This is a genomic window from Paramagnetospirillum sp. (genome assembly GCF_058402745.1).
Genome location: NZ_JBZVFI010000018.1, coordinates 35,363 through 60,532 on the forward strand (window position 1 = coordinate 35,363; position 25,170 = coordinate 60,532).

The window sequence follows — 25,170 nt, forward strand, 5'->3', positions numbered from 1 at the left end:
CTTAAGGAGCGATGGTCAGGAAGGCAACCTGGCCGCGGCTGACGTGACCGTCCACCGACAGAACGTCCCAGAACAGGATGTAGCGGCCGGGGGCCAGCCCCTCGGCGCGGGCGACCAGCTCGGCCTCGTTGGCGCCCTGGACCGGCGGCAGAATCCGCGAGCCGCCGGGCCCCTTGAGCGACAGGCGCGACCGCCGGGCGTCGATACGGCTGTTGTAGCGCAGATGGAACTCCACCTTGGCCCCCACCACCTCGGCATCGGCCGGCGGGGTGGAGTCCACCAGGACGGCATGGGCGTGGGCATCGCTGGCGGTCAGCACCCCCACGGCCAGCAACAGGGCAAACAGCACGGATCGGATCATCGGACGAAGGTCCCGGAACGGTCGAAAGTATCGGCCGGACCGTGCCATGGACAAGCGCTTCAGGCAAGTGGGCAGCATAGTATTCGCCTGCAAAGCTGCGTTGCTCCTTTGTCTCCATGGTGACATGCTTGGAGAAACGACCTTGCCGGACGGATGCCCATGACCGCGAATGCGCGACCGATTTCGCCCCCCACCCTGTCGGTGGTCATTCCCTGCTACAACGAGGGGGAGAACGTCGCCCTGCTGTTCGCCCGGCTGCTTCCGGTGCTCGAGGGTCTGGGCGTGCCCTTCGAGGTGATCTGCGTCAACGACGGTTCGAAGGACGACACCCTGGACCGCCTGCTCGACGTGCAGAAGGGCGAGGCCCGCCTTCGGGTCATCGACCTGTCGCGCAATTTCGGCAAGGAGAAGGCGCTGTCGGCCGGCCTGTTCCATTCCAGGGGCCTGGCGGTGGTGCCCATGGACGCCGACCTGCAGCACCCGCCCGAGGCCATCGCCGACATGCTGGCCAAGTGGCGCGACGGTTTCGAGGTGGTGTTCGCGCGGCGCGACGCCCGTACCGGCCAAAGCGTTTCGGAAAAGCTGTTCGCCAAGGGCTTCTACTGGGTGTTCGACCACCTGTCCGACGTGCGCCTGCCGCGCGAGGTGGGCGATTTCCGCCTGATGGACCGCAAGGTGGTGGAGACCATCAACCGCATGCCCGAACGCTCGCGCTTCATGAAGGGCATCTTCGCCTGGGTGGGCTACCGCCAGACCGAGATCGTCTACAAGCAGGGCGAGCGGGCGGCGGGGACCACCAAGTTCAATTCATGGAAACTGCTGCGCTTCGCCTTCGACGGCCTGACCTCGTTCTCCAACTTCCCGCTCAAGGTTTGGAGCTGGGTGGGCGCCGCGATCTCGTCGCTGGCCTTCCTCTACATCGTCTTCCGCCTGATCCGCACCATGATCTGGGGCATCGACGTGCCCGGCTACGAATCCATCCTGATGTCGGTGCTGTTCCTGGGCGGCATCCAGCTACTGACGCTGGGCATCATCGGCGACTATCTCGGCCGGGTCTTCGACGAGGTCAAGGGCCGCCCGCTGTTCATCGTCCGCCAGCTCTACGAGCCGGACGGACAGGGCTGATCACCGCGTCCTCGACCAGCACGACATGCCCCTGGCGGCGGCGCTGCCGCAGAAGGCCTCGATGGCCTCGGCCGGCCCCACCGCCACCAGGCGGTACCAGCGCCCCTGCCCCTCGACCTTGTTGGCGATGATCTCGGGAGTCAGCCCCTTGAGCCGCAGGCGTTTCCAGTCCTGCTCGGCCGCCGCCTTGGTGCGGTAGGAACCGATCTGCATGCGCGTCGGAGCGGGAGCGGGAACAGCCGCCGCCACCGCCGGAGGAGAGGGAGGCGCCTCGACGGCTGGCGGTTCCGGCGCCGGCAGCGCCGCCAGGCGGTCGATCTCGGCCCTGGCCGGGATATAGCCGGCGGCGGCCGCCTTGCCCAGCCGCGCCATGCCCTGTTCCTTGTCCACCGGCAGGCCCGGCCCGCCCCGCAGATAGAGCATGCCCAGATTGTACTCGGCGCTGATCACCCCGGCATCGGCGGCCACCTGATACCAGGCGGCGGCGATGTGGCCGTCCGCCTCCACCCCCAGGCCCTGGCGGTAGAGGTGGCCCAGGTTGCGGGCCGCCTCGCCGTCGCCCAGCTCGGCGGCGCGCTGCCACTGGCGGGCGGCCTCGGCATGCATGTCCTCGTGGAACGCCGCCAGTCCGCCGTAGAAATAGTGGTCGCGGACGGTCTGCATGGGCTCGGGCGCCGGAGAGCAGGCCGCCAGCAGGGCCAGGATCGCGATCGCCGCAAGACGTCGAAAATTTTCGCCTTTTGCGTAGGAGTTCACAGAGCGCATCCGTTCAAACTGGGTAATCTGCATCAGGCAATCACCGTTTTGGTTCAATTTCCATGGACGACACGATCCGCATCGACCTTACCGACTGGGCCACGCTGTTGGAAGTTCTCGACGGCGCCCGGGCACCCTTCGCCGCCCTCTCGTCGCTGACCGCCGCCTGGATCGCCGCCGCCGCCCGCCGCCGCCCGTCTCCGCCGGCCTCGCCCTCTCCCGCCGAGGGGGTCACCTGGCGGCTGGTTCCGTGATGCCCCGGTCCCAATAGGGTTCCGGCCCGAACGTGCCGGCCAGATGATCGACGAAGGCGCGGACCTTGGGCGACAGGTGGCGGCCGTGGGGATAGACGGCGTTGAGCGAGGAATCCAGCGGCACGTGCCGTTCCAGCAGCGGCACCAGCGTTCCGGCGCGGATGGCGTCGCCGAGAAAGAAGCTGGGCAGCAGCACGACCCCCAGCCCGGCCAGCGCCATGTCCCGCAGCACGTCGCCGTTGTCGGCGTGGAAGCGCCCCTTGACCTCCACCTGCATGGCCTTGCCGTCATCGCCGACGAAGCGCCATTCCGCATGCACCGCGTTGCCGTGGGTCAGGCAGTCGTGACCGGCCAGGTCCTCGGGACGGGCGGGAGTGCCGCGCCGCGCCAGATAGGCCGGCGAGGCCGCCGCAAGCCGGCGGACCGGCGCGAGGCGCCGCACGATCAGCGAGGAATCGGCCAGCCGCCCGATGCGCACCGCCACGTCCCAGCCTTCCTCCACCAGATCCACGTGGCGGTCGGTGAAGCCCATCTCCAGCTCGATCTCGGGATAGCGCTCCAGGAAGCCGGGCAGGCAGGCGGACAGGTGCCCGATGCCGAAGGACAAAGGCGCGCTGACCCGGAGCCGGCCGCGCGGCACCGCCTGCAGGTGGCTGACCAGCAGGTTGGCCTCGTCCAGGTCGGCCAGGATGCGCTGGCAGCGTTCCAGATAGGCGCGCCCCGCCTCGGTGGGCGACAGCGAACGGGTGGTCCGGTGCAAAAGCCGCACCCCCAGATCGGCCTCCAGCGCAGAGACCTGGCGGCTGATCATGGATTTCGACAGGCCGACGCGCCGCGCCGCCTCGGAGAAGCTGCCGGTTTCCGCCACCCGGACGAAGGCGAGGATGGTTTCGAAGCGGGGCGTCATCGATGCCTCATGGACAACAATATGTTTAAATCATCCTGCATTGTTGCCGAGAGGGCGAAAAGCTTATTCTTTCCCCATCGGAGGAAAGATCATGGACTTCACCACCCTGTTCCTGTCCCACGGCTCGCCCATGATGGTGCTGGAGGACACCCCCACCCGCCGCTTCCTCATGGATCTGGGGCGGACCAGCCCCAAGCCGCCGGCGGTCATCGCCGTCTCGGCCCACTGGCAGACGCCCGAACCGGTGGTCGGCTTCGCCGCCTGGCCGGACAAGGTCAACGACATCCACGGCTTTCCGCCGGAGCTGTACCAGCTGGACTACGCGCCCCCCGGCGCCCCGGCGGTGGCGGCGCGGGCCGCCGACCGGCTGGGTCCGTCCTGCCGCCGTGATCCCGGCGCCGGCATCGACCATTCCATCTGGTCGGTGATGAGCCTGATGTGGCCCGAGGCCGACGTGCCGGTGGTGCCGCTGTCGGTGCAGCCCCGGGCGGGAGCGGCGCATCATTACTTCCTGGGGCGCCGTCTGGCGCCGCTGGCGGCCGAGGGGGTGCTGGTGATCGGCTCGGGCGCCGCCACCCACAATCTGGAAGACTACTACCGGCGCAAGGTGGAGGCGGAGATCGAGCCCGAGGTGGCGGAGTTCACCGGCTGGCTGGCCGAAACGGCGGAGCGGGGCGACGTGGCCGCCCTGCTGGATTACCGCGCCCGCGCCCCCCACGCTGAACGCAACCATCCCACCGAGGAACACATCCTGCCGTTCTTCGTCGCCCTGGGCGCCGCCGCCCATGGCGAGGCCCGCCGCCTGCACCGGGACGTGGATTCCGGCGTGCTGGCCATGGACGCCTATGGATTCCGCTAGCCGCCTCCCCCATGTTAGACTTGATCAAAGTTAAACGGGGGAGCGGCATGGCCTATCTGCAATGGACGGAGAACTTGAGCGTCGGCGTCGCCCGCATGGACCAGCACCACAAGAAGCTGGTGGAGCTGATCAACCAGGTGTTCGACGCCATGAGCGGCGACGCCACCAGCGCCGTCGATGGCGTCCTGGCCGATCTGCTGGACTACACCCGCTATCACTTCGCCGAGGAGGAGAAGCTGCTGGCGGCCTGCGCCTATCCCGACCTGGAGGAGCATCAGGCGGTGCACCACGCCATGGTCAAGGAGGTGCTGGAGATGCGCGCCCGCCATCTCGACAACCCGGCCTCGGTGACCGCGTCGGAGACCCTGGACTTCCTGTCCAAATGGCTGATGCGCCACATCATCGGCAAGGATCTGCGCTACCGCCCCTTCGCCGAGAACCACCCGGCGGGGTGATACGAACCGACCTGTCATCGCGAGGCGCGAGCGGTCTGAACGCCCGTTGCCTTGGTCAGAACAGGGCGTACTGGTTGACCGGCCCACCCGCCTTGCCCCGGCGGACGGCGGGCGCCGGGGAGGCGCCGGCGCGCCGGGGTGACGGCTCGGCCCGAACCACCGGCGCCGGAACCGGGGGAACCGCCGCCGGCAGAGGCGGCGGCAGGGGATGGCTCTGGTCGGCGATGCGCTCGTCCAGTTCCGCCTTCAGCGCGGCGGCCACCAGGCCGAGGCGGCGGTTCTCCGCCTCGAGGCGGTCGGCGCGGCCCTTCAGGGCGTCGAATTGAGCGGAAAGGCGCCCGGCCAGTTCCATGGCCTGGGCAAGATCGGCCCGCAGGGCGCATTCGGCCGCCTGGGCGGCATCGGCGCGGTGCTTCTCGGCCCCCAGGGTCTCGCGCAATGCGTCCAGTTCCGCCTTGAGGCGGATGGCCTGCGCCACGTCCTGGGCGGCGGCGGCCAGCCCGCCCCCACCCCCGGCTCCGGCCGGACCGCCCTGGCGCAGCTTCTCGTTCTCGGAGCGCAGATGGCGGACTTCGTTGCGCAGGTCGAAGACCGTGTCTTCCAAATCCTCCAGCCGGGTGGCGCTGACCACCGGCCCGCCGTCCGCCAGCCGGGAGGCCAGGGCGACGAAGTCCAGCCCGGCCGCTTCCAGCAGCCGCCCGGCGGTGCGCAGGGCGTGCAGGGCCTCGGCATCGTTATCCGAGGCGGCAAGCGCCAGCACCTTGGCGAGTCTCTGAACGTCCATGAACCCCTACCCCGCAGGAATGGGGGATTCTGTCAAATGCCGAGTCCGGGGGCAAACCATATTTTGTGGGTTGCGCCCCGTCATCTCCACCACGATCAGATCCACCCCCTTGGTGACTTAGTCACAAGACATTCCGGCGGGTGTTTCATATACTGCGCGCCTAATATAAATTCCGGAGAGCCCCGCCATGGACGCCAAGCCTGCCGTACCGGCCTTGCCGCTGCACAAGGGCGAGGTGCCGCTCTACATGGAGACAGGCAAGGCCCAGCCCCGCGCGGTCAGCGGCACCTTCCGCTCGCTGAAATGGTGGGCCATGGTGCTGACGCTGGCGTGGTGGCATCTGGGGCCGTTCCTGCGCTGGGACCGGGGGCCGGGGGCGCCCGATCAGGCCATCCTGATCGACATGCCGGGCCGGCGGGCCTACATGCTGTTCATCGAGATCTGGCCGCAGGAGATCTATTACCTGACCGGCATCCTGCTGCTGTCGGCCATCCTGCTGTTCCTGATGAGCGCGGTGGCCGGGCGGGTATGGTGCGGCTTCATCTGCTGGCAGACCGTCTACACCGACCTGTTCGTCACCGTCGAACGCCTGGTGATCGGCGACCGCAGCCAGCGCATCGCCTTCGAGCGCCAGCCCATGTCGGGGGCCAAGCTGGCGAGGAAGGCGGTGATCAACCTGATCTGGATCGCCATCTCGGCGGCCTGCGGCATCGGCTTCACCCTGTGGTTCGGCGACGCCTTCGAGATGCTGAGGGACATCTTCACCGGCAACGCCAGCCCGCCGGTCTACGCCTTCATCGCCATCCTGGGCGGCTTCTGCTTCCTGCTGGCCGGCTACGCGCGCGAACGGGTCTGCGTCTATCTCTGCCCCTATTCCCGCTTCCAGTCGGCCATGTTCGACGAGCATTCGCTGATCGTCACCTACGAGGCCTGGCGGGGCGAGCCGGGCGGCCCGGCGCGCAAGGGCCAGAGCTTCGAAGGGCGCGGCCATTGCGTCGATTGCCGCTCGTGCGTCCAGGCCTGCCCCACCGGCATCGACATCCGCAAGGGCAACCAGCTGGCCTGCATCGGCTGCGCGCTGTGCATCGACGCCTGCAATCAGGTCATGGACCGCTATGGGCTGCCCCGGGGCCTGATCTCCTACGATTCCACCCACAACATCGAATCGCGCAGCTGCGGCAAGGCGGGAAGCTTCCGCATCGTCCGGCCGCGCACCCTGATCTATGGCGGTATCATGGCGGTGGTGCTGGCGGTGATGCTGTTCCGCCTTTCCACCCGCCCCGACGTGGACGTCAACGTGCTGCACGAGCGCTCGCCGCTGTTCGTGCAGATGTCGGACGGCGCCATCCGCAACGGCTACGCCTACAAGGTGCTGAACATGAAGGCCGAGGAGCGCACCTTCACCGTGCGCCTGGACGGCGTTCCCGAAGCCACCATCTCGGTGGTGGGCGGGGTGAGCAACGCCGCCGCCGCCGAATTGCGCGTGCCGCGCGACTCGGTGGGCGACTTCCGCCTCTACGTCACCATTCCGGCGGACAAGGCGGCGTCCAAGAGCATGCCGGTGACCTTCGTGCTGAGCGGATCGAGCCGCGAGGTGCGGACCAACACCATCTTCGCCGGGCCGGAGAAGTAGGGGGGAGGGCCGCGTCTTCATCCGTCACCCCGGCCTTGAGCCGGGGTCCAGCGGGAGCAACCTCGAACGTCATCGTCGGCGGCTCCCGGGTCCCGGGTCGGGCCCGGGATGACGAGACGAAGGGCTTTGACCCAAGCCGAGTTCAGAACACGTCCTTGCGCCGCCGCAGCTCGGCGAAGACCCGCGCCGGATCGGTTCCCGGCTCCATGCCGACCGCCTTGGCGACCGACGCGGTGTCGGCGCGCAGGAAGGGATTGGCGGCCCGTTCGTCGGCGAGGCGGACCGGCACGGTCGGCCGGTTCTGGGCGCGCAGGCGGTCCACCTCGTCCAGGCGGGCCTTCAGCGCCTGATTGTCGCGCTCCACCAGCCGGGCGAAGCGGCCGTTGGACGCCGTGTATTCATGGGCGGGACAGGCGATGGTGTCGGGGGGCAGGTCGCGCAGCTTCTTCAAGCTGGCCCACATCTCCTCGGCCGTCCCCTCGAACAGCCGGCCACAACCCAGCGAGAACAGGGTGTCGCCGCAGAACAGCACATGGCTGTCGGCGAACCAGAAGGCGATATGGCCCGAGGTGTGGCCCGGCACCTCCAGAACGGTGACGGCGGCGTGGCCCAGCATGAAGGTCTCGCCCTCGGACACCTCCTGGGTGATGCCGGGGATGCGCTCGGAATCGCGGGCGGCGCCCACGATGGCGCAGCCGGTGCGCCGCGCCAGATCCAGGTTGGCCCCGGTATGGTCGCCGTGATGATGGGTGTTGAGGATATGGGTGAGCGTCCAGCCCTTTTCCGCCAGCCGCTCCAGCACCGGCTCGGCCACCGCCGGATCGATGGCCGCCGTGGCCCCGCCCAGCGGCTCGTGCGCCAGATAGACGTAATTGTCCGCCAGCACCGGAATCTGCTCGACGACGATCTTGACCATGGTTGTCTCGCCCTTGCTGATGCTCCGGTTGTAGCACCAACCGGCCAAAACGCCTATCCTCGAGCCATGAGCGGAGACCTCTCCTATCCCGCCATGTGGACCGACGTGGTCGACCTGCGCGATTTCTACGGCGACAGCCTGGGCCAAAGCGCCCAGCGGCTGATCCGCAAGCAGCTGCGCGCGCTGTGGCCCGACGTCGCCGGCCAGCGGGTGCTGGGCCTGGGTTTCGCCACCCCTTACCTGCGCATCTTCCTGGCCGAGGCCGAGCGGGTGATCGCCGCCATGCCGGCCAGCCAGGGCGTGCTGCCCTGGCCGCCGGAAGGCCCCGGCCTCACCACCCTGGTGGACGAGACCGACCTGCCGCTGCCCGACCGCTCCATCGACCGGCTGCTGCTGGTCCACGCCCTGGAATCCACCGAGCAGGTGCGCGCCATGATGCGCGAGGCCTGGCGGGTGCTGGCCGATGGCGGACGGCTGCTGGTGGTGGCGCCCAACCGGCGCGGCATCTGGGCGCGCCTCGAGCGCACCCCCTTCGGCAACGGGCGGCCCTACACCATGGGCCAGCTGAACCGGCTGCTGCGCGACAACATGTTCACCCCCATCCACAGCGCCTCGGCCCTGTTCCTGCCGCCGACCACGTCGCGCATGCTGCTGCGCTCGGCCCCGGCGGTGGAGCGCATCGGCCAGCGCTGGTTCGAGACCTTCGGCGGCGTGATCATCGTCGAGGCCGCCAAGCAGATCTACGCCGGCTCGGCGGTGCGCGAAGCCAAGGGCAAGCGCCGCTCCTACCTGCCGGTGGCGGAGGGCTTCTCGCGGGTGATGGAGTGATCCGCCGAAATTGTCATGCTGAGCGCCAGCGAAGCATCTTTCAGCCTGAATACGGCAGCCGCTTTCGCGTGAAAGATCCTTCGCCCTGCTCAGGATGACATGGTCTGCTCAGTGCTGCTCGCGCGTGGCGGTGAAGCGGATCTTCTCGAAATCCTGCTGGGCGCGGCCCAGCTGCCAGGAATTGCGGGCGAGGTAGACCAGGGCGCCGTCGCGGTCCTCGGCCATGTTGGTCTTGTTGGCATTCATGAAGCGCTTCAGTTCCGCCTCGTCGTCGCAGGCGATCCAGCGCGCCGTGACGAAGCCGCCATCCTCGAACCCGGCCTTGATGCCGTATTCCGACTGGATGCGGGTGGTCAGCACGTCGAACTGCAGCGGGCCGACCACGCCGACGATCCAGGTGGAGCCGTCCAGCGGCTTGAACACCTGGCTGACGCCTTCCTCGGCCAGATCCTCCAGCGCCTTCTTCAGCTGCTTGGCCTTCATGGGATCGTCGAGGCGGACGCGCTGCAGCACTTCCGGCGCGAAGGTGGGAATCCCGAGGAAGTTGAAGTCCTCGGACTCGGAGAGCGTGTCGCCGATGCGCAACTGGCCGTGGTTGGGGATGCCCATGATGTCGCCGGGAAAGGCCTCTTCCGCCAGCTCGCGGTCGCGGGCCAGGAAGAACACCGGGTTGACCAGGGCCATCACCTTGCCGGAGCGCACGTGCTTGACCTTCATGCCGCGCTTGAAGCGGCCCGAGCAGATGCGGAAGAAGGCGATGCGGTCGCGGTGGTTGGGGTCCATGTTGGCCTGGACCTTGAAGACGAAGCCGCTGACCTTGGGCTCGTCGGGCTCCACCACCCTTTTGTCGGTGGGCCGCGCCACCGGCGGCGGCGCCAGTTGGCCGATGCCCTTCAAGAGCTCGGCCACGCCGAAGGTCTTCAAGGCGCTGCCGAAGAACACCGGGGTCAGGTGACCGGCGCGGAAGGATTCCAGGTCGAATTCGGGATAGCCGCCCCGGACCAGTTCCACCTCTTCGCGCAGGCGGTCGGCGGCGGCCTGCCCGAGGGCCTCGTCCAGCTTGGGGGAGTCCAGCGGCGCGTCCACACTGACCTCGGCGATGTGGTCGCCCCGGCCGGGGTCGAACATGATGACCCGGTCGTTGACCAGATCGTAGACGCCCTTCAGGTCGCGGCCCATGCCGATGGGCCAGGTGACGGGGCAGACGTCCAGCGCCAGGGTCTTCTCCACCTCGTGCAGCAGGTCGAAGGTCTCGCGGCCCTCGCGGTCCACCTTGTTGACGAAGGTGATGATGGGCACGTCGCGCAGACGGCAGACCTCGAACAGCTTGAGCGTCTGGGTCTCGATGCCCTTGGCGGCGTCCAGCACCATGACGGCCGAATCCACGGCGGTGAGCGTGCGGTAGGTGTCCTCGGAAAAGTCCTCGTGGCCGGGGGTGTCCAGCAGGTTGAAGGACAGGCCGGAATACTCGAAGCTCATCACCGAGGCCGACACCGAGATGCCGCGCTCCTTCTCGATGGCCATCCAGTCGGACCGGGTGCGGCGCTGCTCGCCGCGCGCCCGCACCGCGCCGGCCATCTGAATGGCGCCGCCGAACATCAGCAGCTTTTCCGTCAGCGTGGTCTTGCCGGCGTCGGGGTGGGAGATGATGGCGAAGGTGCGCCGCAGGGCGATGGCTTGGTCGAGAGTGCTCATGGGGCTGGGTTTTCGCCCTAAGCGGTGCAAGAATCAAGGGGTTTGCGGATCACGCCGTGTCATGCTGAGCGAAGCGAAGCATCTTTCAGCCTGAAGCGGTCGCCATCCGCGCCTGAAAGGCCCTTCACTTCGTTCAGGGTGACAAGACCCATGCGCATCGATCTCGACCCCGATCTGGCCTCCCGTCTTTACACCGCCGCCCGCCAGCTGGGCCGCGACCCGGCGGAATGCGCGCGGACCGCCATCCTGGCCTTCGTCACCGATTGCGAGGAGGCCGCCCGCATGCGCGCCCAACTGGGCGGGGGCGATTGGATCAGGACGGAGACTCTGCCGGATTGAGATGCCCATAGGCCGGAGCCGTGGCGATCCTCGCATCCTCCACCGCGCCGCCCACCGTGAAGTGGTAGAGCGACTGCCACTTCCCGCCCCCCGGCGGCAGGCCCAGCAGGTCGTGGACCTCGTCGTCGTGATAGCAGCCGATGCCGGTGCCCGACAACCCGGCGGCGGCGGCTTCCAGATAGAGCACCTGGCCGATCATCCCCGCCTCCCAGAACAGGCGGCGATAGGCCCATGGACCGTCTTCCGCCAGGGTGCGGTCGAAATCGGCGAGCATGCCCAGGGAGAAGGCGCCACGCCCGGCGATGTTCTGGGTGCAGGAAATCTGAGTGGCGTCCCAGGTGAGGTCGCCCTGAGCCAGGAGGTAGAGCGGCACCGCCTCCGCCGCCTTTTCCCAGGCGAATCGGGGGTTGCAATCGGCCCGCAGGCGCTCCAGCGCCTGCCCGTCGCGCACCAGGGCGTAAAGGCCGGGGCTCAAGCCCTCCACCCGGTGGACGAACAGCATCAGGCTGATCCGCGCCGGCCACGGCCAGGAACTCCACGGCACCTTTTCCTGGTCGGGCAATGTGGCGGCCAGCAGGCGGACAAAGGCGTCCCGGCCCATGCCGGTGACCCCGTCCATGGCCTGGGCGCTGCGCCGCCGCCGGATGATGGCGGCGGCGGGTTCAAGGCTGGCCGGCAGGGGCGGCATGGCGAGGGAGGGCGGGGCGGGCAGAGGCGCGGTGGGCGGCTTTTCCGTCAGGGCCAGGGCGCGGCCGATCACCTCCCACACCACGTGGTCGGGAGAAAGGGCATTGGCCTCGCCCGCCCACTCGCCCGTCACCGGCCTCAGGACGGGCTCGGGCAGCGGAGCGGGCGAGACCAATGCGATCAGGTCGGGATGCTCGGGCTCGAAGCGGCGGCAGGAATCCGGCCGGTCAAGGCCCAGCAGCGCCGCCAGCTCCTCGTCGCCCGGCGCGGTCAGGGCGCGGAGATGCCAGCCCAGGCAGGCCGCCGCATAGGAGGCGGCGGCCAGGGCATGGCCGCAATCGTGCTGGCAATAGCGGAAGCCCCGCTCGCCGTACTTCCATGATTCCCGCCAGGGAATGGACGACAGGGCGAACAGGAAGGCGCCCGCCGGCAGGTCGGCGGGCAGGGAGTCCAGGCGGCGGCGCTCCTCCAGACCGTGATGGAAGGGGGCGTAGTGATAAACCCCGGGACCCGCGCCGATGCCGTCGAGCGGCGGCAGGATCACCCAGCCCTCGGTGGGATGGAGGTTGCCGCTGCTGGGATTGTTGCGCAAAGCCCAGCGCGCCTCACCCACCTCCTTCCAGGCCGACAGGCCCAGCGCCAGTTCCAGGAACAGGCCAAGTCCTTCGGCATCGAGCGGCGCGGGGGCGTGCCCCTCCAGCCGGCCGAAGGGCGGCGTCGGCGCGCCAAGGCACAGCGGCAGGGCGATCCGCCGCGTCCCGGCGAAGGAGCGGAACGGATCGGGCTGGGTCTCCCAGTCGAGGAAGCCGGGGCCACGGGCGTAGCGCCGGCTGAAATGCTTGGTGCGCTCATGGTAGGCGGCGATGTGGTCCAAAGGTTCTTCCATCCCCGTCTTTCCCCGTTGCCTCGCGCACCATATATTGGAATCGAGGCTGGCCGCATCACCCCCCAAGGCACCGAAGACGTCCATGACCACATCCCGTCCCACCGACCTCGCCGGCGAACGGCTGGTGCGCAAGACGCCCAACCACATCCTGCCGCTGGACCAGAGCGATCAGGACTACATCCGCGCCGGACTGGAAGCGGTGCAGGAGGCGTTCGGCATTTCCGCCCTGCCCGACGTGCCCATCGCCCTGATGCCGGGCCGCACCCTGATGCGGCTGCTGGTTGATCTGCGCGCCAGGCTGCGCCCCCGCACGCCGGAGCAGACCGCCGCCTGGGGGCGCCTGGCCGGGGCCATCCTGGTGCTCGATACCGCCGGCGAGTTCGTCACCCAGCATTCCCAGGCAGAAGCCCGCCGCCATACCCTGGAGCGGGACGACCTGGAGGATTAGCGGGCGAGACGCCCGCGCTCCATGGTTTGGAGAATCGAGGCCGGAGCGCGGGCGTCTCGCCCGCATTCAGGGGCAGATGAGATCGACGGTCTGCTCGGCGATGGAGATCTCGGCGGGCAGGCGGGCGACGATGTCGCCGTCGCCCTGCACCGGAGCGCCGCGCGGGCCGGTGATCAGGATGTTGCGGGCCGACACCACCCGAACCTCGGGCAGGCCCGGCAGCTTGCCCAGAGGCAGGGCCAGCCCGTAGCGCAGCATGCCCGCCATGCCCGGATTGGGCAGGATGCACAGTTCCAGCATGGGCGAGGCCAGATCGGCGTCGGGGGCGGCGATGAACGGCCCGCCATAGAAGCGCCCCTTGCAGGCCACCACCATGCGGGCCTCGTATTCCACCCCGTCGGCGCGGACGGTCAGCTTGGGAAAATCATAGCCCACCGCCTGACGCAGGCTTTCCACCACATAGGCCAGTTTGCCCGCCCGACGCTTGAGCGCGGCGCTCACCCCCTCGACCACATGGGCGTCGAGGCCCGCCCCGGCCATCAGCAGGAAGCGCCGCCGGTTGGCCAGCCCCACATGAATGCGCCGGGCCGGGCCGAAGGCGACGGTGCGCGCCACCTGTTCAACATCGTCGGGATCAAGACCGATCTCGCAGGCCAGCACATTGGCGGTGCCGAGCGGGATGACCCCCAGCGCCAGACCGCTCGGACCGGCTCCCAGGCCGTTCAGAACCTCGTTGACGGTGCCGTCGCCCCCCGCCGCGATCACCGCGTCGAAATCGTCGGGGCTGGCCAGGGCGGCGAAATCCTCGGCGTCGCCGCGCCGCGCCGTCTCGCGACAGGTCACCCGCCCCCCCAGCGTGTTGATGGCGCTCACCACCAGTTCCAGCTGGCGGCGGCGGCGGCGGCCGGCGGTGGGATTATGAATCACCAGCACCCGACGCGCCGCCACGGCGGTCTGCGTCTCGGGAACGGTCAGGCAGGCGGCTTGATCGACTGTCATGGGCGCCGTGTATAGCGCGAAGCCGGAAAAACCATGATGAATTATTTATTACGGATAGACTTCATTTTGATGAAATGAATAAACCGTAACGACAATGAGTGTGAACATTAAAAATATTTGAGCTATGACAGGCACCAATATCGTTCTGAATTGATATCGGATGCTTGCCCGATGAACGCCAGTCTCGACACCAAGAGGCGTTACAGGACCATCTGGATTTCCGACATTCATCTGGGCACCCGTGGCTGCAAGGCCGACGACCTGCTGGACTTCCTGAAAGCCACCGAGTGCGAGACCCTGTATCTGGTCGGCGACATCATCGACGGCTGGCGGCTGCGACGCTCGTGGTACTGGCCGCAAAGCCACAACGACGTGGTGCAGAAGCTGCTGCGCAAGGCGCGCAAGGGTACCCGCGTGGTGTTCGTTCCCGGCAACCACGACGAATTCGCCCGCGACTATCACGGCCTGCTGTTCGGCGACATTCAGGTGGCGACCACCATCCTGCACAGAACCGCCGACGGGCGGCAGCTGCTGGTGCTGCACGGCGACGCCTTCGACGGGGTGGTCAAGCACGCCAAGTGGCTGGCCCATCTGGGCGACAGCGCCTACACCATGGCGCTGTCGCTCAACCACTGGCTCAACGTGGCGCGGCGCGCCCTGGGCTTCCCCTACTGGTCGCTGTCGGCCTACCTGAAGCACAAGGTCAAGAACGCGGTGCAGTACATCGCCAGCTTCGAGGACGCCATGGCCGAGGAAGCGCGGCGCTTCGGCGCCGATGGGGTGGTGTGCGGCCACATCCACCACGCCGAGAAGCGCGACGTCAACGGCATCCTCTACTGCAACGACGGCGACTGGGTCGAAAGCTGCACCGCCCTGGTGGAAGGCTTCGATGGCACTCTGGAAATCATCCGCTGGCTGGAGGTCGAGGGAAACACATGCGCATACTCGTCGTCACGGATGCCTGGCTCCCTCAGGTCAACGGCGTCGTCCGCACCCTCGACACCCTGAGGCAGGAGCTGGAGCGGGACGGCCACGAGGTGGTGATGGTCACCCCCGACAAGTTCCGCACCGTTGCCTGCCCCACCTATCCCGAGATCCGCCTGGCCCTGAAGCCCGGCCGCAAGCTGGGAAAGATGATCGAGGCGGCGCAGCCCTGCGCCATCCACGTGGCCACCGAAGGCCCGCTGGGCTGGGCGGCCAGGCGCTGGTGCCGGCGCAAGGGCGTGCCCTTCACCACCGCCTACCACACCAAGTTCCCGGAATACATCAAGGCGCGGTTCGGCGTGCCGCTGCCGCTGTCCTACGCGGTGATGCGCCGCTTCCACGATTCCTCGTCACGCATCATGGTAGCGACCCAGGGCATCGAGGATGAACTGGCGGCGCGCGGCTTCAGGAATATCGGCCGCTGGTCCCGGGGCGTGGACACCGGGCTGTTCCGCCCCCGCCCCGAGGCCAGGGGCGAGGACGGCCCCTTCGCCCATCTGGCCCGCCCCGTCTTCCTCTATGTCGGGCGGGTGGCGGTGGAGAAGAACATCGAGGCCTTCCTGACGCTGGACCTGCCCGGCTCCAAGGTGGTGGTGGGCGACGGGCCGCAATCCGACGAGATGCGCCGCCGCTTCCCGGACGTCCACTTCGCCGGCGCCCGCTTCGGCGAGGATCTGGCCCGGCATTACGCCGCCGCCGACGTCTTCGTCTTCCCGAGCCGCACCGACACCTTCGGGCTGGTGCTGCTGGAGGCGCTGGCCTCGGGCCTGCCGGTGGCGGCCTATCCGGTGCCCGGCCCCAACGACGTGATCGGCGCCTCGCCCGCCGGCGTGCTGGACGAGAATCTGGAACACGCGGCAAGAAGGGCCATGTCCATCGACCCCGCCTTGTGCCGCGCCCACGCCCTGGACTTCTCGTGGGAGGCCTGCACCCGGCAGTTCCTCGACAACCTGCGACCCTTCGAGACGGGAGTGTGGCGGGCGGCGGCGGAATAGCACGCCCCTTGACCCAATGGGCCGCTTCGGCGTTTGATGCCGGGTCCTTAAAAGTCTGCACGGATCGCCCCATCGTGGAACGACTGACCGGCGGTATCCGCCCCTATCTCCTGCTGTCGCTGCTGTCGCTGTTCCTCTATCTGCCGGGTCTGGTGGCGCTTCCGCCCATGGACCGCGACGAATCGCGCTTCATCCAGGCCACCCGCCAGATGCTGGAGACCGGCGATTACGTCCGCATCCAGTTCCAGCAGGAAATGCGCGCCAAGAAGCCGGTGGGGGCCTACTGGCTGCAGGCCGCCTCGGTCAGCCTGTTCTCGGACAAGGCCAGCACGGCGGTGTGGCCCTACCGCCTGCCGTCGGCCCTGTCGGCCTGGGCGGCGGTGCTGATGACCTTCGCCTTCGGGCAATACCTGTTCGGCCGCCAGGTGGCGCTGCTGGGCGCCGCCCTGCTGGCCACCTCGCTGATCCTGGTGTCCGAGGCCCATCAGGCCAAGACCGACGCCATCATGCTGGCAACGGCCGTGGCGGCGCAAGGCGCCCTGGCCCGCGTCTATCTCGGCGCCAAGGGACAGGCGGCGGTGCCCGGGCCCCTGGTGGCGCTGGTGTTCTGGGTGGCCATCGGCGCCTCGATCCTGGTCAAGGGGCCGGTGATTCCGGCCATCTCCATCCTGACCATCCTGGCGCTCGGCTTCGCCGACAGGCAATGGGCGTGGCTGGTGGGTCTCAGACCCTTCACCGGACTGATCGTCGCGGCCTCCATCGCCGCGCCCTGGTTCGTGGCCATCTCCAACGCCACCGGCGGCGCCTTCGTCGGTGAGGCGGTGAAGGGCGACCTGCTGCCCAAGCTGCTGGGCGCCCAGGAAAGCCACGGCGGCCTGCCCGGCACCTACCTCGCCCTGGCGGCGGTGATCCTGTGGCCGGGCTCGCTGTTGCTGTGGCCCGCGCTCACGGCGGCCTGGAAGGTGCGCCTGCGCCCCGAGATCCGCTTCTGCCTCGCCTGGATCATCCCCGCCTGGGTGATGTTCGAGATCGTGCCCACCAAGCTGCCCCATTACGTGCTGCCCACCTTCCCCGCCCTGACCCTGCTGATGGCGGTGGCGGTGGTGGGACGCGCGCCCGATCTGCTGACCAGGCCCGCCAAGGTCTGGTACGGGCTGTGGTGCCTGATCGGGCTGGTGCTGGCGGCCGCCGTGGTGGTCGCGCCGCACCAGTTCGCGCCGGCCTTGCCGGTGATGAGCATTCCGTCCGCCCTGCTGGTGGCCGGCACCGCCCTGGCCGCCGGCTGGCTGGCCTTCCGGGAGCGCCTGCGCCCGGCGATCATGGCGCTGGTGCTGACGGCGGTCACCAGCTTCCAGGTGGTGTTCGAAGGGGTGCTGCCCGGCCTCGACTATCTGTTCGTCAGCCGCCAGGCCGCGGCGCTGGTGGCCGAGCGCCCCCATCGCGGCGCGGTGGTGGTGGCCGGCTATGCCGAGCCCAGCCTGGTGTTCTATCTCGGCACCGACACGGTGCTCACCAGCGGCGAGAACGCCGCCCAGCACCTGACCAACGGCCCGGCGGCGCTGACCCTGGTGGCCGACCGCGAGGAGGAGAAGTTCTTCGCCGCCGCCGCCCGCATCGGCGTCAAGCCGGTGGTGGTGGGCATGGTCAAGGGCTTCAACTACTCGCGCGGCAAGAAGGTGACGCTGACCGCCTATGCCGTGGAAGGCAAGGCGCCATGAGGCTGCTCGACCTCGCCGTCCGCCAGTGGGAAAAGGGTGGCGACCGAATCGCCCTGGTCTGGGAGGAGCTGGCCGGCTTCCGCTCGTTCACCGCCGGCCAGTGGGAACGCACGCTGCGGCACCCCCGCGCCTGGGGCACCATCTACTGCGCCCTGCTGGTGGTGATCGGCTATGTCATCGTCGACCGCCCGCTGGCCCGTTTCCTCAAGGCCCATGTGAGCGGCGAGTTCGAGGGCTTCTGGAAGACCATCACCCATCTGGGGCTGGCCGGGGTATGGATGATTCCCGCCGGGCTGCTGACGCTGGGCCTGATCCTGTCGGCCCTGGCGGCACGGACGGAGGAGAAGCGCGACCGCCTGCGCCGGGCCGCTCTCGTGCCGGGCTTCCTGTTCCTGTCCATGGCGATTTCGGGCATCGCCGGCAACATCGTCAAGATGCTGATCGGCCGCACCCGCCCCGCCGCCCTGTTCGACGGCAACATCTACGGCTTCGAGCCGCTGACCCGGGGCTATCTCACCAATTCCTTCCCCTCGGGCCACACCCAGGCCATCTTCGCCGCCATGACGGCGCTGGCCCTGATCTTCCCGCGCTACGACCTGGCCTTCCTGACCGTGGCCCTGCTGGTCGGCCTGAGCCGGGTGCTGACCACCGTCCACTTCCTGTCCGACGCGGTGGCCGGGGCCTGGCTGGGTGTCATGGTCACCCTGGCCCTGCATTCCCTGCTGACCCGGCGCGGCATGGATGTCCGCCTGAGGTTCGAGCGGGACAGGCGGCTTCTGGAGTAGGGGCCGGCCGTCATTTGAATCGGCTTGTCATCCTGACGACCGCAGGGAGGAGGAATCTTTCCGCGGCAAGCGGCTGACGCCATCGTGTGAAAGATCCCTCGCCAAGGCTCGGGATGACATGAAGAGTCAGTCCCATGGGCGGACGGTATAAGGCCGGAAAGCAAAACGACGGCCCCAGGGGAGCCGTCGCCTTGATCCTTCACCGCTAGAGCATCGGACCTGAAATCTGAATCGCAGGGGATTCCCTTGTAGGCGAAAAAGTGATTCAACCTCATTGGAGGTGGATCATGGGCAAATGGCTATCATCAGATCTTCGGGTCCGTGTTTACGGTAAGATCGAACACGGCGAATCGCGGCGAGCGGCGGCTCGGCATTTTGGAGTGAGCGCCGCGACCAGCGTCCGTCTTGCACAACGGATGGCGGCGACGGGTTCGTTGGAGCCCTTGCGGCAAGGCCGTCCGCCGGGCGGTGGTAAGCTGGCGGCCTTTGCCGCTCTTCTGACCGGCTGGGTGGAGGCGCAAGGCGACATCACGATGCCGGAACTGGCGGCCAAGCTGAAGGCCGAATGCGGCGTCACGGCCCACCCGGCGTCACTCTCGCGGTTTCTGATCGGGCAAGGCTTCAGCGTCAAAAAAAACGCTGCTGGCCACCGAAGCCGGTCGCGATGATGTGGTGGCGGAGCGCCGGACCTGGCTGAGCCACCGCCAGCCCCGGATGTGCCAGGAGCCTCACCGGCTGGCGTTCATCGACGAGACCGCCACCACCACCAAGATGACCCGGTTGCGGGGACGGGCACCGCGAGGGCAACGGTTCAAGGCCCGCGCGCCATTCGGCCACTGGGGAACCCAAACCTTCATCGCCGCCTTGCGCTGTGACGGTCTGACGGCACCCTGGATCATAAACGGCCCCATGAACCGACAAACCTTCGAGGTCTACGTCGAGACCCAACTGGCCCCGACGCTCCAGCCGGGCGACGTCGTCATCCTCGACAACCTCTCCAGCCATAAAAGCGAGAAGGCCAAGGCCATCCTCAAGGAGAGAGGCGCCTGGTTCCTGTTCCTACCCCCATACAGCCCAGACCTAAACCCAATCGAGATGGCCTTTGCCAAACTCAAGGCTCATCTCCGACGGATCGGCGCGCGCACCATCGACGACCTCTGGAAGGCCGTCGGCAATATCTGCGATCTCTACACCCCAGACGAATGCTGGAACTACCTCAGGGAAGCCGGGTATGTTTCAGATTAAACGCACGCCGCTCTAACGAACGATCAGACGTTCAGCTTGTCCAGCTCGCGGACCACGGCCTCGCCCATGACGGTGGTGGAAACCTTGGCCTTGCCGGGCTGCATGATGTCGGCGGTCCTGAGGCCGCCCTTCAGCACGTTCTTGACGGCGGTCTCGATCAGGTCGGCCTCGGAATCCATGTCGAACGAGTAGCGCAGGCACATGGCGAAGGACATGATGGTGGCCAGCGGGTTGGCGACATCCTTGCCGGCGATGTCGGGGGCCGAGCCGTGGACCGGCTCGTAGAGGGCCTTGCGCTTGCCGTTGGCGTCGGCCTCGCCCAGCGAGGCGGACGGCAGCATGCCGAGCGAGCCGGTCAGCATGGCGGCGCAGTCGGACAGGATGTCGCCGAACATGTTCTCGGTGACCATGACGTCGAACTGCTTGGGGTTGCGGACCAGCTGCATGGCGGCGTTGTCCACGTACATGTGGCTGAGCTCCACGTCGGGGAACTCCTCCTTCTGCAGCTTGATCATCTCCTCGCGCCACAGCACGGTGCATTCCAGCACGTTGGCCTTGTCCACCGAGCAGACCCTCTTGTTGCGCTTACGGGCCAGGTCGAAGGCGACGCGGCCGATGCGCTGAATCTCAGGCGTGGTGTAGACCAGGGTGTTGTAGCCCTTGCGGGTGCCGTCGGGCAGGGTTTCGATGCCGCGCGGCTGGCCGAAATACAGGCCGCCGGTCAGCTCGCGCAGGATCATGATGTCCAGGCCCGAAACCACTTCGTTCTTCAGCGTCGAGGCGTCGGCCAGGGCCTCCAGCACGGTGGCGGGACGCAGGTTGGCGAACAGGCCCATGTCCTTGCGGATGCCCAGCAGGCCGCGCTCGGGCTTCTTGTCGAAGGGCAGGTCGTCCCACTTCGGACCGCCCACCGCGCCCAGCAGCACGGCGTCGGCCGCCAGGGCGGCTTCCAGGGTTTCGGCCGGATAGGGAGTGCCGTGGACGTCGTAGGCGGCGCCGCCGATCAGGCCTTCGGTGATCTCGAACTCGATCTTCCGCTTGCGGGCCATCCAGTCGATGATCCGGCGAACCTGCGCCATGACTTCGACGCCGATGCCGTCACCGGGAAGGATCAAAAGCTTCTTGGCGGCCATGTTGTACTCCCGAGCCTGAGATATATCGAACGGCTGCCTGCCTAACGCTTGGGGGCGGCGCCGTCAAGTAATGGAAAGTGTCGATTCCCCCCGGCTACAGCCAGGGGGAGGACGCCTTGCGGGCTTCTTCGAACGCCGCGATCTTGCCTTCGCGCTGCAGCGTCAATCCGATGTCGTCCAGGCCGTTCAGCAGGCAATGCTTGCGGAAGGGATCGACCTCGAAGCTGATGGAGCCGCCGTCCGGGCCGGTGATCACCTGCTTGGCGAGATCGACGGTGACGATGGCGTTGGAGCCCCGCGACGCGTCGTCCAGCAGCTTGTCCACCTGCTCCTGCGGCAGCTTGATGGGCAGGATGCCGTTCTTGAAGCAGTTGTTGAAGAAGATGTCGGCGAAGCTGGGCGCGATGACGCAGCGGATGCCGAAATCGGCGATGGCCCAGGGGGCATGCTCGCGCGACGAACCGCAGCCGAAATTGGCGCCGGCCACCAGGATCCTGGCCGAGCGGTAGGCCGGCTTGTTCAGCACGAAGTCGGCGACTTCCTTGCCATCGGGGGTGTAGCGCATCTCGTCGAACAGGTTCTTGCCCAGCCCGGTGCGCTTGATGGTCTTCAGGAACTGCTTGGGGATGATCATGTCGGTGTCGACGTTGATCATGGGCAGCGGCGCCGCGACGCCGGTGAGAACGGTGAACTTTTCCATGTCCGTTTCCCTTACAGCGAGCGAACGTCGGTGAGCTTGCCGGTGATGGCGGCGGCGGCGGCCATGGCGGGGCTGACCAGATGGGTGCGCCCGCCGCGGCCCTGACGGCCCTCGAAATTGCGGTTCGAGGTCGAGGCCGAGCGCTGGCCCGGCTTCAGCTGGTCGGCGTTCATGGCCAGGCACATGGAACAGCCGGGCTCGCGCCATTCGGCGCCGGCCTCGATGAACACCTTGTCCAGGCCTTCCTGCTCGGCCTGCTCCTTGACCAGACCCGAACCGGGAACGATCAGGGCCTGCACGCCGGGGGCGACCTTGCGGCCCTTGAGGATTTCGGCGGCGGCGCGGAAGTCCTCGATGCGGCCGTTGGTGCACGAGCCGATGAACACCACGTCGATGGCGATGTCGGTGGCCTTCATGCCGGGGGTGAGGCCCATGTAGTCCAGCGAGCGCTCGACGGCCTTCTTCTTGGCCTCGTCCTTGATGTCGGCGGGGTTGGGCACCGTGCCGGTGATGGGGATGACGTCCTCGGGGGACGTGCCCCAGGTGATCTGCGGCACCAGGGTGGAGGCGTCCAGCACCACCTCGGCGTCGAAATGGGCGCCCTCGTCGGTGAACAGGGTCTTCCAGTAGGAGACGGCGGCCTCGAAGGCGGCGCCCTTGGGGGCGCGCGGCTTGCCGGCGATGTAGGCGAAGGTCTTCTCGTCGGGCGCCACCAGGCCGGCGCGGGCGCCCGCCTCGATGGTCATGTTGCAGACGGTCATGCGGCCTTCCATGGACAGGTCGCGGATGGCTTCGCCCGCGAACTCCACCACGTAGCCGGTGCCGCCGGCGGTGCCGATCTTGCCGATGATGGCCAGCACGATGTCCTTGGCGGTGACGCCCGGGCCGGGCTTGCCGTTGACCGTGATGCGCATGTTCTTGGCCGGCTTCTGCACCAGGGTCTGGGTGGCCAGCACGTGCTCCACCTCCGAGGTGCCGATGCCGAAGGCCAGCGAGCCGAAGGCGCCGTGGGTGGCGGTGTGGGAATCGCCGCAGACGATGGTGGTGCCGGGCAGGGTGAAGCCCTGCTCGGGCCCGACGATGTGGACCACGCCCTGGCGGATGTCGTCCATGGCGAAGTATTCGACGCCGAACTTACGGGCGTTGGCTTCCAGGGTTTCGACCTGAATCCGGCTCTCTTCGTTCTCGATGCCCTTGGAGCGGTCGGTGGTCGGCACGTTGTGGTCGGCGACGGCCAGCGTCAGCTCGGGGTGGCGCACCTTGCGGCCCGACATCTCCAGGCCCTCGAAGGCCTGCGGGCTGGTGACCTCGTGGACCATGTGGCGGTCGATGTAGATCAGGCAGGTGCCGTCATCCTGGACGTCCACCAGATGGGCGTCCCAGATCTTGTCGAACAACGTGCGGGGCTTGGCCATGTCGAATCCCTAGAATGAAGCAGCACTTGTGGCGGCCTGATATCTCGGGACGCGAACGCCCCTTCGCAAGAGGCCGCGGCAACCAGTCAAGTCCCCGGTCCCCGAACGGCCTCCTCCCCCTGGGGGGAAGAGGCCGATACGAGGGCAGGAACCAAGGAGCCGGAAGGAAGAGACTATTCTTCCTTGGCGGCGGAGGCCTTGGCGGCCTTGACGGCGGCGGCGTCGGCACGCTCGGCGGCGGCCACCTTGCCGGAATGGCCGGTGGTCTGCTCGGCGATACGGGCCGACTTGCCGCGACGGTCGCGCAGGTAGTAGAGCTTGGCCCGACGCACGTCGCCGCGGCGCACCACCTCGATGGAGGCGATGTTGGGCGAGTACAGCGGGAAGATACGCTCGACGCCTTCGCCGTAGGAGATCTTGCGGACCACGAAGGACGAATTCAGGCCGTCGTTCTTGCGGGCGATGCAGACGCCCTCATAGGCCTGGACGCGCTCGCGGTTGCCTTCGATCACCTTGACGTTGACCTTCAGCGTGTCGCCCGGAGCGAAGCTGGGAACGCCGCGATCGGCGGTCAGCTTCTCGATCTGCTCCTTCTCGAGCTGCTCAATGATGTTAACCATGGCTCAACCCTCACTCAGGTTCTTGGCGGCGACGTACCGATCCCACAGATCGGGCCGGCGCTGCCGGGTTATGTCCTCGGCCTGGCGCTTCCGCCAGGCGCGTATCTTTTCGTGGTGACCGGAAAGCAGAACCTCCGGCACCGTTCGCCCGTCCCACACCTGGGGGCGGGTATAATGGGGATATTCCAGCAATCCCCATTCGAAGCTCTCTTCCGCCAGCGATTCCTCCTTCCCGATCACGCCGGGAAGCAGGCGGACGATGGCGTCCAACATCACCAGCGCCGCCGGCTCGCCGCCCGAAAGGACGAAATCGCCGGCACTGACCTCGAGCGCCCCGTGGGCTTCCAGCAGCCGCTGGTCAACCCCTTCGAAACGCCCGCACAGAACCCTCACACCCGGCCCCGCCGCCAGCTCGCGAACCAGGTCCTGGTTCAGCAGCCGGCCGCGCGGCGTCATGTACACCAGAGGCCCCGGCGCCGGACTGCCCTGAATGGCGGCGTCCAGCACGTCGGGACGCATCACCATTCCGGCTCCGCCGCCGAAGGGCGAGTCGTCCACCGACCGGTGCTTGTCCGTGGCGAAGCCGCGAATATCCACCGTGTCGAGAGCCCACTTGCCCTCCTCCAGCGCCCTTCCTGCCAAAGACAGGCCGAGAGGCCCCGGAAACATCTCGGGGAAGATGGTGAGCATCGTGGCCCGCCAGGGCGCCTTACTCTCCACCGTCCCGATCCTCTTTCTCGTCGGGGGCGTATACCGGCGGGATCACCACCAGCCGCCCCCCGGCGACGTCAACCTCTGGCACCGAAGCCTGGGTAAAGGGCACCATCATCTCGCCTTTCGGCTCCAATCTGATGTCCAGGACGTCACCGGCGCCGAAATCGGCCACCGCCTTGACGGTTCCCAGCCTCTTGCCATCCACCGTTTCCGCCACCAGCCCGATCAGATCGGAATAGAGGAACTCGTCCTCCCCCGTCTTCGGCAGGCGCTCGCGGGCCACCCACAGCTCGGTGCCCTTCAGCGCCTCGGCGGCGTTACGGTCCGTAACCCCGTCCAGCGTGGCGATGACCAGGCCCTTGACCTCGCCCGTCACCTTCAGCCGGAACCTGACGCTGCCCGCCTCGTTCTCCACCGGGGAGTAATAGCCGATATCGGCCGGCTCCTCGGTGAAGCTCTTGATGCGGACGGCGCCCCGGACCCCATGGACGCCGGCGATCACGCCGACGCGGACACGAGGTCCCATGGGGGATTACTCGCCCGCTTCGGCAGCGGCGGCGGCGGCGCGGTCGGCCTCGTCCTTGGCGCGCTGCTGGGCCTTGGCCTTGGGCTTGGGCTGCTTGGTCTGTTCGGCGCGCACCGGCTTGGCCACCAGGCCCTTGTCGGCGAAGAAACGGACCAGACGGTCGGTCGGCTGGGCGCCGACGGACAGCCAATGCTTCACGCGGTCCTCGTCGAGGATCCAGCGCTGGCCGTTGTCGTTGGGCAGCATGGGGTTGTAGGTGCCCACCTTCTCGATGAAGCGGCCGTCGCGCGGCGCGCGGGCGTCGGCGACGACGATCTTGTAGAACGGACGCTTCTTGGCGCCGCCGCGGGAGAGACGAATCTTCAGAGCCATTCTTAGGTCTTCCTCTGTTCGAAACCGAATT

The 25,170-nt window shown here is 67.8% G+C and carries 28 protein-coding genes; 13 read left to right on the forward strand and 15 right to left on the reverse strand.

The features are described 5' to 3' along the window. Nucleotide 1: 1 nt before the first annotated feature. Nucleotides 2-361, reverse strand: a complete 360-nt coding sequence (locus tag ACV4UZ_RS16125; RefSeq protein WP_491601808.1) for a copper resistance CopC family protein — start codon at nucleotides 359-361, stop codon at nucleotides 2-4. Between the two features lie 159 nt (nucleotides 362-520). Between ACV4UZ_RS16125 and ACV4UZ_RS16130 the strand changes: the two genes are divergently transcribed. Further along, nucleotides 521-1,486: a glycosyltransferase family 2 protein gene (locus tag ACV4UZ_RS16130; protein ID WP_491601809.1), complete on the forward strand. Its 966-nt coding sequence runs from the start codon at nucleotides 521-523 to the stop codon at nucleotides 1,484-1,486. Here the strand turns inward: ACV4UZ_RS16130 and ACV4UZ_RS16135 are convergent, their stop codons facing one another. Continuing rightward, entirely contained in the window at nucleotides 1,487-2,251 is a 765-nt protein-coding gene (locus ACV4UZ_RS16135) for an SPOR domain-containing protein (RefSeq protein ID WP_491602431.1), read from the reverse strand. Between the two features lie 53 nt (nucleotides 2,252-2,304). Here ACV4UZ_RS16135 and ACV4UZ_RS16140 point away from each other — a divergent pair, with 53 nt between their 5' ends. After that, nucleotides 2,305-2,496, forward strand: coding sequence for a hypothetical protein (locus ACV4UZ_RS16140; protein WP_491601810.1), 192 nt, complete (start codon nucleotides 2,305-2,307; stop codon nucleotides 2,494-2,496). Here ACV4UZ_RS16140 and ACV4UZ_RS16145 read toward each other — a convergent pair. Further along, entirely contained in the window at nucleotides 2,474-3,403 is a 930-nt protein-coding gene (locus ACV4UZ_RS16145; protein WP_491601811.1) for a LysR family transcriptional regulator, read from the reverse strand. The two genes, ACV4UZ_RS16140 and ACV4UZ_RS16145, sit on opposite strands and share 23 nt — an antisense overlap. A 91-nt stretch (nucleotides 3,404-3,494) precedes the next feature. Between ACV4UZ_RS16145 and ACV4UZ_RS16150 the strand changes: the two genes are divergently transcribed. Further along, nucleotides 3,495-4,262: a DODA-type extradiol aromatic ring-opening family dioxygenase gene (locus ACV4UZ_RS16150; protein ID WP_491601812.1), complete on the forward strand. Its 768-nt coding sequence runs from the start codon at nucleotides 3,495-3,497 to the stop codon at nucleotides 4,260-4,262. A 47-nt stretch (nucleotides 4,263-4,309) separates the two neighbouring features. Then, the gene (locus tag ACV4UZ_RS16155) at nucleotides 4,310-4,717 is read left to right on the forward strand and encodes a bacteriohemerythrin (RefSeq protein WP_491601813.1); all 408 of its coding nucleotides are present in this window, start codon (nucleotides 4,310-4,312) and stop codon (nucleotides 4,715-4,717) included. Nucleotides 4,718-4,772: 55 nt separating this feature from the next. Here the strand turns inward: ACV4UZ_RS16155 and ACV4UZ_RS16160 are convergent, their stop codons facing one another. Continuing rightward, a complete protein-coding gene (locus ACV4UZ_RS16160; RefSeq protein WP_491601814.1) occupies nucleotides 4,773-5,501 on the reverse strand; it encodes a metalloendopeptidase in 729 nt (242 codons plus the stop codon). A 187-nt stretch (nucleotides 5,502-5,688) separates the two neighbouring features. Here ACV4UZ_RS16160 and ccoG point away from each other — a divergent pair, with 187 nt between their 5' ends. Next, nucleotides 5,689-7,134: a cytochrome c oxidase accessory protein CcoG gene (gene ccoG, locus ACV4UZ_RS16165; protein WP_491601815.1), complete on the forward strand. Its 1,446-nt coding sequence runs from the start codon at nucleotides 5,689-5,691 to the stop codon at nucleotides 7,132-7,134. Nucleotides 7,135-7,276: 142 nt separating this feature from the next. On the opposite strand, the gene gloB is transcribed toward ccoG, so the two are convergent. Then, entirely contained in the window at nucleotides 7,277-8,050 is a 774-nt protein-coding gene (gene gloB / locus ACV4UZ_RS16170; RefSeq protein ID WP_491601816.1) for a hydroxyacylglutathione hydrolase, read from the reverse strand. Between the two features lie 93 nt (nucleotides 8,051-8,143). Between gloB and ACV4UZ_RS16175 the strand changes: the two genes are divergently transcribed. Continuing rightward, complete coding sequence (locus ACV4UZ_RS16175; RefSeq protein ID WP_491602432.1) at nucleotides 8,144-8,878, forward strand: class I SAM-dependent methyltransferase; 735 nt, start codon at nucleotides 8,144-8,146, stop codon at nucleotides 8,876-8,878. Between the two features lie 108 nt (nucleotides 8,879-8,986). Here the strand turns inward: ACV4UZ_RS16175 and ACV4UZ_RS16180 are convergent, their stop codons facing one another. After that, on the reverse strand, nucleotides 8,987-10,573 hold the full coding sequence (locus ACV4UZ_RS16180) for a peptide chain release factor 3 (protein ID WP_491601817.1): 1,587 nt from the start codon (nucleotides 10,571-10,573) through the stop codon (nucleotides 8,987-8,989). A 150-nt stretch (nucleotides 10,574-10,723) separates the two neighbouring features. Between ACV4UZ_RS16180 and ACV4UZ_RS16185 the strand changes: the two genes are divergently transcribed. Continuing rightward, entirely contained in the window at nucleotides 10,724-10,912 is a 189-nt protein-coding gene (locus ACV4UZ_RS16185) for a hypothetical protein (protein WP_491601818.1), read from the forward strand. Here ACV4UZ_RS16185 and ACV4UZ_RS16190 read toward each other — a convergent pair. Beyond that, on the reverse strand, nucleotides 10,887-12,485 hold the full coding sequence (locus tag ACV4UZ_RS16190) for a SagB/ThcOx family dehydrogenase (protein ID WP_491601819.1): 1,599 nt from the start codon (nucleotides 12,483-12,485) through the stop codon (nucleotides 10,887-10,889). The two genes, ACV4UZ_RS16185 and ACV4UZ_RS16190, sit on opposite strands and share 26 nt — an antisense overlap. 82 nt (nucleotides 12,486-12,567) lie before the next feature. On the opposite strand from ACV4UZ_RS16190, the gene ACV4UZ_RS16195 reads away from it, so the two are divergent. Next, nucleotides 12,568-12,933 (forward strand): hypothetical protein, encoded by a 366-nt coding sequence (locus ACV4UZ_RS16195; protein WP_491601820.1) that lies wholly within the window; start codon nucleotides 12,568-12,570, stop codon nucleotides 12,931-12,933. A 66-nt stretch (nucleotides 12,934-12,999) separates the two neighbouring features. Here the strand turns inward: ACV4UZ_RS16195 and ACV4UZ_RS16200 are convergent, their stop codons facing one another. Beyond that, nucleotides 13,000-13,932 (reverse strand): diacylglycerol/lipid kinase family protein, encoded by a 933-nt coding sequence (locus tag ACV4UZ_RS16200; RefSeq protein ID WP_491601821.1) that lies wholly within the window; start codon nucleotides 13,930-13,932, stop codon nucleotides 13,000-13,002. 171 nt (nucleotides 13,933-14,103) lie between these two features. Here ACV4UZ_RS16200 and ACV4UZ_RS16205 point away from each other — a divergent pair, with 171 nt between their 5' ends. From ACV4UZ_RS16205 to ACV4UZ_RS16225, 5 genes are all read left to right on the forward strand, one after another. Further along, a complete protein-coding gene (locus ACV4UZ_RS16205) occupies nucleotides 14,104-14,940 on the forward strand; it encodes a UDP-2,3-diacylglucosamine diphosphatase (RefSeq protein ID WP_491601822.1) in 837 nt (278 codons plus the stop codon). After that, on the forward strand, nucleotides 14,868-15,911 hold the full coding sequence (locus ACV4UZ_RS16210) for a glycosyltransferase family 4 protein (protein ID WP_491601823.1): 1,044 nt from the start codon (nucleotides 14,868-14,870) through the stop codon (nucleotides 15,909-15,911). Before ACV4UZ_RS16205 ends, ACV4UZ_RS16210 begins: the two co-directional genes overlap by 73 nt. A 74-nt stretch (nucleotides 15,912-15,985) precedes the next feature. Continuing rightward, nucleotides 15,986-17,629, forward strand: a complete 1,644-nt coding sequence (locus ACV4UZ_RS16215; protein ID WP_491601824.1) for an ArnT family glycosyltransferase — start codon at nucleotides 15,986-15,988, stop codon at nucleotides 17,627-17,629. Then, a complete protein-coding gene (locus ACV4UZ_RS16220; RefSeq protein WP_491601825.1) occupies nucleotides 17,626-18,414 on the forward strand; it encodes a phosphatase PAP2 family protein in 789 nt (262 codons plus the stop codon). Before ACV4UZ_RS16215 ends, ACV4UZ_RS16220 begins: the two co-directional genes overlap by 4 nt. A gap of 287 nt (nucleotides 18,415-18,701) precedes the next feature. Then, nucleotides 18,702-19,659 (forward strand): IS630 family transposase gene (locus ACV4UZ_RS16225; RefSeq protein ID WP_491599710.1). Its coding sequence is split into 2 segments (ribosomal slippage): nucleotides 18,702-19,033 and nucleotides 19,032-19,659, totalling 960 coding nucleotides; the frame shifts between segments, so codons are not numbered across the junction. A gap of 23 nt (nucleotides 19,660-19,682) precedes the next feature. Here the strand turns inward: ACV4UZ_RS16225 and leuB are convergent. The 7 genes from leuB to rpsP form a co-directional block, all read right to left on the reverse strand. Next, entirely contained in the window at nucleotides 19,683-20,792 is a 1,110-nt protein-coding gene (gene leuB / locus ACV4UZ_RS16230) for a 3-isopropylmalate dehydrogenase (RefSeq protein ID WP_491601826.1), read from the reverse strand. 94 nt (nucleotides 20,793-20,886) lie between these two features. Beyond that, complete coding sequence (leuD, locus tag ACV4UZ_RS16235) at nucleotides 20,887-21,492, reverse strand: 3-isopropylmalate dehydratase small subunit (protein WP_491601827.1); 606 nt, start codon at nucleotides 21,490-21,492, stop codon at nucleotides 20,887-20,889. Nucleotides 21,493-21,503: 11 nt separating this feature from the next. Continuing rightward, nucleotides 21,504-22,907 carry a 3-isopropylmalate dehydratase large subunit gene (leuC, locus tag ACV4UZ_RS16240; protein ID WP_491601828.1) on the reverse strand — a complete coding sequence of 468 codons (1,404 nt, stop codon included), beginning with the start codon at nucleotides 22,905-22,907 and terminating at the stop codon, nucleotides 21,504-21,506. 173 nt (nucleotides 22,908-23,080) lie between these two features. Continuing rightward, nucleotides 23,081-23,527: a 50S ribosomal protein L19 gene (gene rplS / locus ACV4UZ_RS16245; RefSeq protein ID WP_491601829.1), complete on the reverse strand. Its 447-nt coding sequence runs from the start codon at nucleotides 23,525-23,527 to the stop codon at nucleotides 23,081-23,083. 3 nt (nucleotides 23,528-23,530) lie between these two features. Then, on the reverse strand, nucleotides 23,531-24,217 hold the full coding sequence (gene trmD / locus ACV4UZ_RS16250) for a tRNA (guanosine(37)-N1)-methyltransferase TrmD (protein WP_491601830.1): 687 nt from the start codon (nucleotides 24,215-24,217) through the stop codon (nucleotides 23,531-23,533). A 19-nt stretch (nucleotides 24,218-24,236) separates the two neighbouring features. Next, on the reverse strand, nucleotides 24,237-24,767 hold the full coding sequence (rimM, locus tag ACV4UZ_RS16255; RefSeq protein ID WP_491601831.1) for a ribosome maturation factor RimM: 531 nt from the start codon (nucleotides 24,765-24,767) through the stop codon (nucleotides 24,237-24,239). Nucleotides 24,768-24,773: 6 nt separating this feature from the next. Continuing rightward, nucleotides 24,774-25,139, reverse strand: coding sequence for a 30S ribosomal protein S16 (gene rpsP / locus ACV4UZ_RS16260; RefSeq protein WP_491601832.1), 366 nt, complete (start codon nucleotides 25,137-25,139; stop codon nucleotides 24,774-24,776). Nucleotides 25,140-25,170 lie beyond the last annotated feature (31 nt).